At 63.8% G+C, this 8,828-nt stretch carries 9 protein-coding genes and 1 pseudogene; 1 reads left to right on the top strand and 9 read right to left on the bottom strand.

The annotated features are described in order from the left end of the window. From ABY403_RS09835 to ABY403_RS09845, 3 genes are all read right to left on the bottom strand, one after another. On the bottom strand, positions 1 to 464 hold a 464-nt coding region (locus tag ABY403_RS09835; RefSeq protein WP_372840620.1), incomplete at its 3' end, for an aspartate/glutamate racemase family protein. Next, positions 464 to 1,438, bottom strand: coding sequence for a cobaltochelatase subunit CobS (gene cobS / locus ABY403_RS09840; protein WP_372840621.1), 975 nt, complete (start codon positions 1,436 to 1,438; stop codon positions 464 to 466). The genes ABY403_RS09835 and cobS, both read right to left, overlap by 1 nt. A gap of 126 nt (positions 1,439 to 1,564) precedes the next feature. Next, the gene (locus tag ABY403_RS09845) at positions 1,565 to 2,551 is read right to left on the bottom strand and encodes an anhydro-N-acetylmuramic acid kinase (RefSeq protein ID WP_372840622.1); all 987 of its coding nucleotides are present in this window, start codon (positions 2,549 to 2,551) and stop codon (positions 1,565 to 1,567) included. A gap of 60 nt (positions 2,552 to 2,611) precedes the next feature. On the opposite strand from ABY403_RS09845, the gene tyrS reads away from it, so the two are divergent. After that, complete coding sequence (gene tyrS, locus ABY403_RS09850) at positions 2,612 to 3,862, top strand: tyrosine--tRNA ligase (protein WP_372840623.1); 1,251 nt, start codon at positions 2,612 to 2,614, stop codon at positions 3,860 to 3,862. A 68-nt stretch (positions 3,863 to 3,930) separates the two neighbouring features. Here tyrS and proB read toward each other — a convergent pair whose 3' ends face one another. From proB to rplU, 6 genes and pseudogenes are all read right to left on the bottom strand, one after another. After that, complete coding sequence (gene proB, locus ABY403_RS09855; RefSeq protein WP_372840624.1) at positions 3,931 to 5,043, bottom strand: glutamate 5-kinase; 1,113 nt, start codon at positions 5,041 to 5,043, stop codon at positions 3,931 to 3,933. Then, entirely contained in the window at positions 5,031 to 6,056 is a 1,026-nt protein-coding gene (obgE, locus tag ABY403_RS09860) for a GTPase ObgE (protein ID WP_372840625.1), read from the bottom strand. Before obgE ends, proB begins: the two co-directional genes overlap by 13 nt. A 116-nt stretch (positions 6,057 to 6,172) precedes the next feature. Next, positions 6,173 to 7,174: a GNAT family N-acetyltransferase gene (locus ABY403_RS09865; protein ID WP_372840626.1), complete on the bottom strand. Its 1,002-nt coding sequence runs from the start codon at positions 7,172 to 7,174 to the stop codon at positions 6,173 to 6,175. A gap of 12 nt (positions 7,175 to 7,186) precedes the next feature. Then, positions 7,187 to 7,726 (bottom strand): GNAT family N-acetyltransferase, encoded by a 540-nt coding sequence (locus ABY403_RS09870; RefSeq protein ID WP_372840627.1) that lies wholly within the window; start codon positions 7,724 to 7,726, stop codon positions 7,187 to 7,189. A gap of 165 nt (positions 7,727 to 7,891) precedes the next feature. Beyond that, the gene (gene rpmA, locus ABY403_RS09875) at positions 7,892 to 8,161 is read right to left on the bottom strand and encodes a 50S ribosomal protein L27 (protein WP_372840628.1); all 270 of its coding nucleotides are present in this window, start codon (positions 8,159 to 8,161) and stop codon (positions 7,892 to 7,894) included. Between the two features lie 21 nt (positions 8,162 to 8,182). Then, positions 8,183 to 8,626, bottom strand: a pseudogene (gene rplU, locus ABY403_RS09880) (50S ribosomal protein L21); the annotation flags it as partial. Positions 8,627 to 8,828 lie beyond the last annotated feature (202 nt).

Below are 8,828 nucleotides of genomic sequence, written 5' to 3' on the forward strand. Positions count from 1 at the left end.
ACCTCTTGATACATCTGCCCAAGATTTTCGATTTCATCGTCAAGCGCCACCGCGCGGGTCTGGCGCAACTGGCCATATAGCCGCGTACGCATCACCACGCGAGTGCCAAGCAACCCCACAGTGCCAAGCCCCTCGGCCGCGAAATAGGCATCAAGCGGTGCCACGGCAGAAACCAGCGGCAGTGCCGAAATCGCGCGCGTTTCGTAAAAACAGAAATGCCCGCCAAGCGAGGTGATCGCGGCGCAATCGGCCCCCGCAGCGGCCAACCGCTCGATAAGCCCGGCATAGATGCGTGCCTGCTCGCTGCGCCGATCAGCGAGGTTGTTGGCGATCAGTTCGTGAATATCGGCCTGCACGATGGTCAGTTCCAACCGCTTGCCCCGCGCCGCCATCGCCGCACAAAGCCTTTGGTAATACACCACCGTCGCTGCCGCGCCGATGCCACCGATCAGCCCGATATGCATTATTTCATGCTTTGGCTGGCCGCACTTTCCGGCAGTTCTTCATCGAACAGGCGCTGATAGATTTCAGCGACCATCTTGCGCTCGAGTTCGTCGCATTTGTTCAGGAAGGTCACACGGAAAGCATAGCCGATGTTGCGGAAAATCTCGGCGTTTTGCGCCCAGGTGATGACCGTGCGCGGGCTCATCACGGTGGAAAGATCGCCGTTCATGAAGGCGGTGCGGGTCAGATCGGCCACATGCACCATCTGGCTGATCGTCTTGCGGCCCTTGTCGGTGTTGTAATGCGGATTCTTCGACAGCACGATCGCCACCTCTGCATCGTGGCTGAGATAGTTGAGCGTCGCCACCAGCGACCAACGGTCCATCTGGCCTTGGTTGATCTGCTGCGTGCCGTGGTAAAGCCCGGTGGTATCGCCCAGACCCACGGTGTTCGAGGTTGCGAACAGCCGGAAATAGGGATTCGGCGTGATGATCTCGTTCTGATCCAGCAGCGTGAGCTTGCCGTCAGCCTCCAGCACGCGCTGGATCACGAACATCACATCGGCGCGCCCGGCATCATATTCGTCAAACACGATCGCGGTGGGGTTGCGCAGCGCCCAGGGCAGGATGCCTTCGTGGAACACCGTCACCTGCTTGCCATCGACCAGCTTGATCGCATCCTTGCCGATCAGGTCGATGCGCGAGACGTGGCTGTCGAGGTTGACGCGCACGCAGGGCCAGTTCAGCCGCGCAGCAACCTGTTCGATATGTGTGGATTTTCCAGTGCCGTGATAGCCCTGAATCATCACGCGGCGATTGTAGGCAAAACCCGCCAGAATCGCCAAAGTGGTATCCGGGTCGAACTTGTAGGTGATATCAAGGTCGGGCACACGATCCGAACGGTCAGCAAAACCGCGCACCTTCATTTCGGTGTCAATCCCGAACACCTCGCGCACCGAGATGTCTTCGCTGGGTTTTGCGTTCTGATCTAACATGATTCCGCCATTTTTCGGGCGCGCGACGGCGCTACTTCGACTGTTTCATGGAACATATCGACAGGGGAGGCAAGCGCAAGGGTTGCCGCCTCCGGCGGGGATATTTGAACCTGAAGCAGTTGGGGGTCAGGGGCGGTCGATCAGGGCACCGCCCACGGCTGCCGCAACGCCCGTGGTGCTGGGGCCCGAGGTCGCCATGCCGCGCGCTGCGCGAATCGCAAGATGCGCCGTGGCACATGCGGCAAACGCATCGCCCGGCAGGCCAGCCGCATCGACGGTTTCAACCTTGCAAGGCAGAAGTGCAGCAAGCCGGGCCAGCAAGGCCGCATTACCGCGACCCGCGCCTGCCACCAAAAGCCGGGCGGGAGGGTGCGAAAAATGTTCGAAACCACGCGCGATGGCGGCAGCGGCAGCCTCGATACGCGTGGCGCGTGTGGCGCGCAGCCCCAGTGCTTGGGCCAGCGCCTCGGCCTCGGCCACACCAAGCGCCTTGGGCGGCATACGCAGGAAATAGGGCGCAGCCAGCATCCGCGCCACGGCCTTTGCATTTGGCGCGCCCGCGCCCGCAGGGTCTGGCGCGGCTGGTCCGGCATCGAAGGCCAGCACGGCCCCCGGCGCCTCGGGGCCGGATGCGAGCGGATCGACCCAAGAGAGGGCCGCGCGCGCGCCCAAGGTCAGAACCGCAAGCGGTGTGCCGCAGCCAAGGTAGCGCGCAAGCGCGTGGTGGAAATAAGGTGAAAGCGGCCCGCCACGCCCGCCAAGGCGCAGATCGGCGCTGCGAAAATCCCAAACGACGGGGCGGCCAAGAACCGCGGCCAGCACCGCGCCCGAACCAAGCGCCTCGCCCGCAATCTGCGGCCCGCGGAAGCCTAACAATTCGGCCTCGGGGAATGCGCTGAGCAATTCGGCTGCGGCGGTTTCCACCGCTTCGATTGCGCCATCCGATGCGCCATCGTCGATCAGGGCGCGTTCAGCGGCGGTCCAGCCGCGAAAACCCGTGCGCCCGATGCAGTGCAGCACGGCCCCGTCGCTTTCGATCAATGCCGCCGCCAGCCCCGGCGGCTCTGCCACCGGCACTGCTGCCGCCACCCGCACCACTCCTGCCCGCAACATGGTCTTTTCCTCGCCCGCCTGCCCCGGTATAGGGCAGGCAGGAACCGGGGAACAAGCACCATGACCTACCACGCCAAATCCGAATTTCTGCGAGTGATGCTCGAACGCGGCTTTCTGGCCGACTGCACCGATTATCAGGGGCTGGACGAGGCGCTGATCGCGGGCGTGGTGCCCACCTACATCGGCTATGACGCAACCGCGGCCAGCTTGCATGTGGGGCATCTGCTCAACATCATGATGCTGCGCTGGCTGCAAAAGACCGGGCACAAGCCGATCACGCTGATGGGCGGCGGCACGACCAAGGTGGGCGACCCCTCGTTTCGGGCCGAAGAACGCCCGCTGCTGACGGCCGCGCAGATCGACGCGAATATCGCCGGTATGCAGCGCGTATTCGCGCGCTACCTCAGCTACGGCGAGGGTGCCACTGACGCGATCATGCTGAACAACGCAGAATGGCTGGATCAGCTGAACTACCTCGATTTCCTGCGCGATATCGGGCGGCATTTCAGCGTCAACCGGATGCTGTCGTTCGAGTCGGTGAAAACCCGGCTCGACCGCGAACAGTCGCTGTCGTTCCTTGAGTTCAACTACATGATCTTGCAGGCCTATGATTTTCTGGAGCTGTACCGCCGCTATGGCTGCCGCTTGCAGATGGGCGGCTCGGACCAGTGGGGCAATATCGTCAACGGGATCGACCTGACGCGCCGCGTACTCGACAGCGAGATATGGGGGCTGACCTCGCCGCTGCTGACCACCTCGGACGGGCGCAAAATGGGCAAAAGCGCCTCGGGCGCGGTCTGGCTCAGCGCCGATCTTCTTAGTCCCTACGAGTTCTGGCAGTTCTGGCGCAATACCACCGATGCCGATGTCGGGCGCTTCTTGAAGCTGTTCACCGAACTTGATGTGGCCGAATGTGACCGGCTTGGCGCATTGCAAGGCGCTGACATCAACGCGGCCAAGATCATTCTTGCCAATGAGGTTACCGCGCTGTTGCACGGGCGCGATGCCGCACTGGCCGCCGAAGCCACGGCGCGCGAGGTGTTCGAACGCGGTGGCGTTGGCGAAGATCTGCCAACGCTGGCGCTCAGCGCCGCCGATCTGGGCGACGGAATCAGCCTTGCGCAACTGGTCACACGGGCGGGGCTTGCGAAATCGGGCAAGGACGCAAAGCGCCTGATCGCCGAGGGCGGGCTGCGGGTGAATGACGAGGCGGCAGCCGATCCGGGGCGGATATTGACCGCCGACGATCTGGCCGCGCCGCTAAAGCTGACCGCAGGTCGCAAGCGCCACGCGCTGGTAACGCTCGGTTAGTTTCGTTGGCCTTCTGCAAACCCCGGCAGGGTCTGCCGGGGTCTTGGCACGGGCTGCGGCCAGACCGATTAGATAACCATATCGTCGCGGTGCACGAGCGCTGCGCGCCCCGGGTAGCCGAGGATCGAGGCAATCTCGCCCGATTTGTGGCCGCGAATGGCGCGCGCCTCTGCCGAGGTATAGCGCGAAAGCCCCTTGCCGAGTGCGGCCCCATCGGGGCCAAGCAGCGCCACTGGATCGCCGCGGCCAAAACTGCCTGCAACCGCCACAACGCCCGCGGGCAACAGCGATTTGCCAAGCCGCAGTGCCGCCACCGCGCCTGCATCAAGCCGCAACTCGCCGCGCGGCTTCATCGCCGCGATCCAGCGTTTGCGCGCGGCCTGCGGGTCGCCTTCTGGCAGGAACCAGGTGCATTTTGCCCCCGCAGCCAACGCAGAAAGCGGGCGCGTCACCGACCCTTCCATGATCGCCATGGCACAGCCCCCCGCCACAGCGGTTTTGGCCGCCATCAGCTTGGTTTTCATGCCGCCCTTCGAGTTTCCCGAAATTGCCTCGCCCGCCATCGCCTCGATCTCTGGTGTGATATGTTCGACCAGATCAAAGCGGCGCGCGGTCGGGTCTTGCTTGGGGTTGGCCGAATAGAACCCGTCCACGTCGGACAAAAGCACCAACTGATCGGCACCAATCGTTATCGCGATTTGCGCGGCCAGCCTGTCATTGTCGCCAAAACGGATTTCATCTGTGGCGACTGTATCGTTTTCGTTGACAATCGGCACAACGCCAAGGCCCAGCAGCGTTTCCATCGTGGCGCGCGAATTAAGATAGCGGCGACGGTTTTCGGTATCTTCCAGCGTCACGAGAATCTGCGCGGTGGTTACCTCATGCGGTGCCAGCACCTCTTCATAGGCGCGCGCAAGCCGGATCTGGCCCACAGCGGCTGCTGCCTGACTTTGCTCTAGCGTCAACACGCCTGCGGGCAGGCCCAGCACCCGCCGCCCAAGCGCAATCGCGCCCGACGAGACAAGGATCACATCTGCCCCGCGCCCGCGCGCCAAAGCCACATCATGCGCCAGTGCCGCCAGCCAATCGGTCCTTAGCCCGGCGTTGTCTACCAAAAGCGCCGAGCCGATCTTCACAACCAACCGCCGCGCGGTTGCAATATCAGGTGTCAGGGCCGCCACGGCGCATCCTCGGTCGTAACAGTGCGCCCCGCCACGATCTGCGCCCAAAGCGCGCGCAGCACCTCGGTGACCCCGGCCTTCGAGACGCCGGACATCAACAATACCGGCCCGCCCACGGCCTTTTCCAGCGCGCGGCGGCGGGTGCCAAGCGTCTTGGTATCCAGCGCGTCGATCTTGTTCAACGCGGTGATGCGGGGCTTGGCGGCAAGCGCGGGCGAATAGGCCTCCAACTCGCGCAGAATGGTGCGGTAATCCTTGGTGATGGTCGATGAGGTGCCATCGACAAGGTGCAACAGCACCGAACAGCGTTCGACATGGCCAAGGAAAAGGTCACCAAGGCCGCGCCCTTCTGATGCGCCCTCGATCAGCCCCGGGATATCGGCCATCACGAACTCTTTGCCATCGACGCCCACCACGCCAAGGTTGGGATAAAGCGTGGTGAAGGGATAATCGGCAATCTTGGGGCGCGCGTTTGAAACGGCGGCCAGAAAGGTGGATTTGCCCGCGTTGGGCAAGCCCAAAAGCCCGGCGTCGGCGATCAGCTTCAGCCGCAGCCAAAGCACCCGCTCCACCCCCTCTTGCCCCGGATTGGCGCGCGCGGGGGCGCGGTTGGTCGAGCTTTTGAAGTGCAGGTTGCCAAAGCCGCCGTTGCCGCCGCTGGCCAAAAGCACGCGCTGGCCGGGGCGCGTCAGGTCTGCGATCACGGTTTCCTCATCCTCGTCGAGGATTTCGGTGCCCGCAGGCACACGCAGCACGATGTCATCGCCGCTTGCGCCGGTCATCTGCGCGCCCATCCCGGCGCGGCCGTTCTTGGCGAAGAAATGCTGCTGATAGCGAAAGTCGATCAGCGTGTTCAGCCCTTCGACCGCCTCGGCCCAGACCGAGCCGCCGTTGCCGCCATCACCGCCATCGGGGCCGCCAAACTCGATGAACTTCTCGCGTCGGAACGACACGCAGCCCTTTCCGCCCGATCCCGAGCGGATATGAACTTTGGCAAGGTCGAGAAATTTCATCGGGCAGACTTTCTGAGCGGGACAGCCGAGGCGATAGAGCGTGTAGGGTCATTGTTCAAGGCCAGAGCGCGGCACCAGCCGCGTTGGGGGGCCTTGCGGCCCTTATTAACAGCCTTTCATGGGCGTTCGTAAGATATTGCCGGGGCGGCTGCGGCGCGCGCCGGGCTTGTCTGCAATGCCGATCCGCTGGGGCGAAAGCCTTGCGCCACCAGCAACCGCGCCGAGGCAGGGTTATCGGCAAAGACTTTGGCGGTCAGCCGCGCAAGCGAAAAGCGCGCGGCGATTGCAGGTATGAACGCCGCCAGCGCCTCGCGCATCAGCCCCTGCCCATGCCGTTCGGGTGCGAGGAAGTAGTAGATTTCGGGGTCGTTCAGCGCCCGAAGCCCGATCGCGCCGATCAGTGCACCGCCCGGCGCATCGCGCAAGGCAAGGCGAAACGGCGGAGTGCCCAACCAGCGCCAGTTACACGCCAGATCGCGCGCGCCCGCCTCGGAAAGATCGGGCGGAAACACAAAGAGCATCCGCCCCACGCGCGGGTCAGTAACGATGCGGCGGATCGCGGGGGCGTCTGCCTCGGTCACCGGGTCTAGCACGAGTTGCGGCGTGGTCAGCAGAAACGGGTTGGCCGCGGCATAGCCTTCGCGGGTCAGCGTCATGCCGACATGGGGGCGTTCGCGCCCCAAGGGCCTGCAAAGCTCAAGCGTGCGGGCCGTTTCAGCAAACCCGAGCCGGGTCAGCACCCGCGCTGAAGCAGCATTACCCTCAAAATAGCCAGAGCGAACATCGTTTGCCGCGGGATCGGCAAAGTGATCTGCAAGCACGGCTTGCGCCGCCTCAAGCATATAGCCCCGCCCTTGCGCGCGAGGTGCCAGCCAATAGCCAAGCGCCGGGTTCAGCGCGACCGAGCCACAGGCGCCGCTTTCATCTTCGATCACCCAAAGCGCGCGGGTCGATGCGGTTGCCAGAAACTCGGCAAAATCGGCAGCGGTATAGGGATACGGCGGTGCCGAAAGCCAATGCGCAACCTCGGGGCGGTTGAAGGTGTCAAGCCAGACCCCCTCATCCGCCGCGCTGAGAGGCCGCAATCGCAGGCGCGCGGTGGTCAGATTGGCGCGCATGATCCCCCGTGCTCAGGCAAGCTTGCAGACATAGGTCCAAGTCGGCACCCGCGCGCCGCGCGATACCGACCACGCCTCGGCATCGCCCAGATACTCAAAGCCGCAATGGCTGAGCACCCGCGCCGAACCCGGATTGTCCTGAAACACCTCGGCCAAAAGCGCGCGCGCGCGGTGCGGGTTGGCCGCCAGCAGCGCCGCCAGCGCCTCAGAGGCGAAGCCCGCATTCCAAAGCCCCGGTGCCACCCAGAAGCTGACCTCGGACTGACCCTCTTCGACACGGGTCAGCGCGATCAGCCCCAACACCTCGTCAAGCCCTTGGTCGGTGCCATCCATCGCCCAGACATCCTGCGTGCGCCCTTCGGCCAAGGCACGTTCGATGAATGCCTCGGTCGCACCCGGAGGCAAGGGGTGTGGAATAGTGCGCGTGCCCAGCGCCAGCCGTTTGTCGGCGGTATAAAGCGCAATAAGCCCTGCATCCGAACGGCGTAGCGGACGCAATGTGAAACGCTCCGCAGCAATGATCGGCTGGGTCTGGATGGACTCTTGCAGCATATTTCCCTCCTCGAACACACGGCGGGCCGCTTTTGCCCTACTGATACGACGTGGGGCGAGACAGAAATAACGTCTAGCCCGCAATTGTAATATTCTTGTGCCCGAAATGCTCGGGGGGACCGGCCTTTCGGCCGATCCCCCCCAAATTATCGGGTTTGTTTCGGCTTACTCGGCCGCCGCTGCCGCAGCGATAACCGAAATGTAAGTGCGGCCCTTGAGGCCCTTCTTGAACTGAACGAAACCGGGGGTCAGCGCGAACAGCGTGTGATCGCGGCCCATACCGACGCCCGCGCCCGGCCACCAGGTGGTGCCGCGCTGACGCACGATGATATTGCCGGGAGCGACCACTTGGCCGCCGTAGAGCTTGACGCCAAGGCGACGACCGGCCGAGTCACGACCGTTGCGCGAAGAACCGCCTGCTTTCTTGTGTGCCATGGGGAATTACTCCTGAGCTTCAGCGGCTTTTTTAGAAGCGCGCTTCGGTTTGGCGGGGGCGGCGACCGGGGCCGGGGCAGGCTCGGCACCGTGGGCGGCGCGGCGGGCTACGGCGGTGCCGATAGCTTCCTTGACGCCCGATTTCTCGGCACCCGAGGCAAGCACTTCGGTGATCCGCAGCAGCGTCAGTTGCTGGCGATGACCACGCGTACGCTGCGAGCTGTGCTTGCGGCGGCGCTTGTGGAAGGTGATGACCTTGTCGGCCTTGATCGTGTCGATCACGTCGGCCTGCACGGCAGCACCGGCAACCAGCGGCGCACCGATCACCGGGGCATCGCCACCGACCATCAGAATTTCGTTGAACTGGACTTTTTCGCCAGCCGAAGCGTTCAGCAATTCCACGCGCAGCACGTCACCCGCCTGCACCTTGTATTGCTTGCCGCCCGTCTTGAGGACCGCGAACATGGTCATTCCTTTTTCATACTCGCGTCGTGTGGCCCCGTTTCCGGTGTTTTGGGGTTCCCCCCGCCTCGGACAGCGCGCCCAGCAAAGGGCGTTATTGCAATTGAGATCCGGCGGAAAGCAGGATGCCTCCGCCGGACCGGGCGCTTATCGGGTATGGGGGCGGCGCTGTCAAGCAAGATTGCGGAAAGCGGAGGGGCATGAA

The organism is Phaeovulum sp., assembly GCF_041596715.1.
In the GTDB taxonomy this organism is placed as follows: Bacteria; Pseudomonadota; Alphaproteobacteria; order Rhodobacterales; family Rhodobacteraceae; genus UBA6213.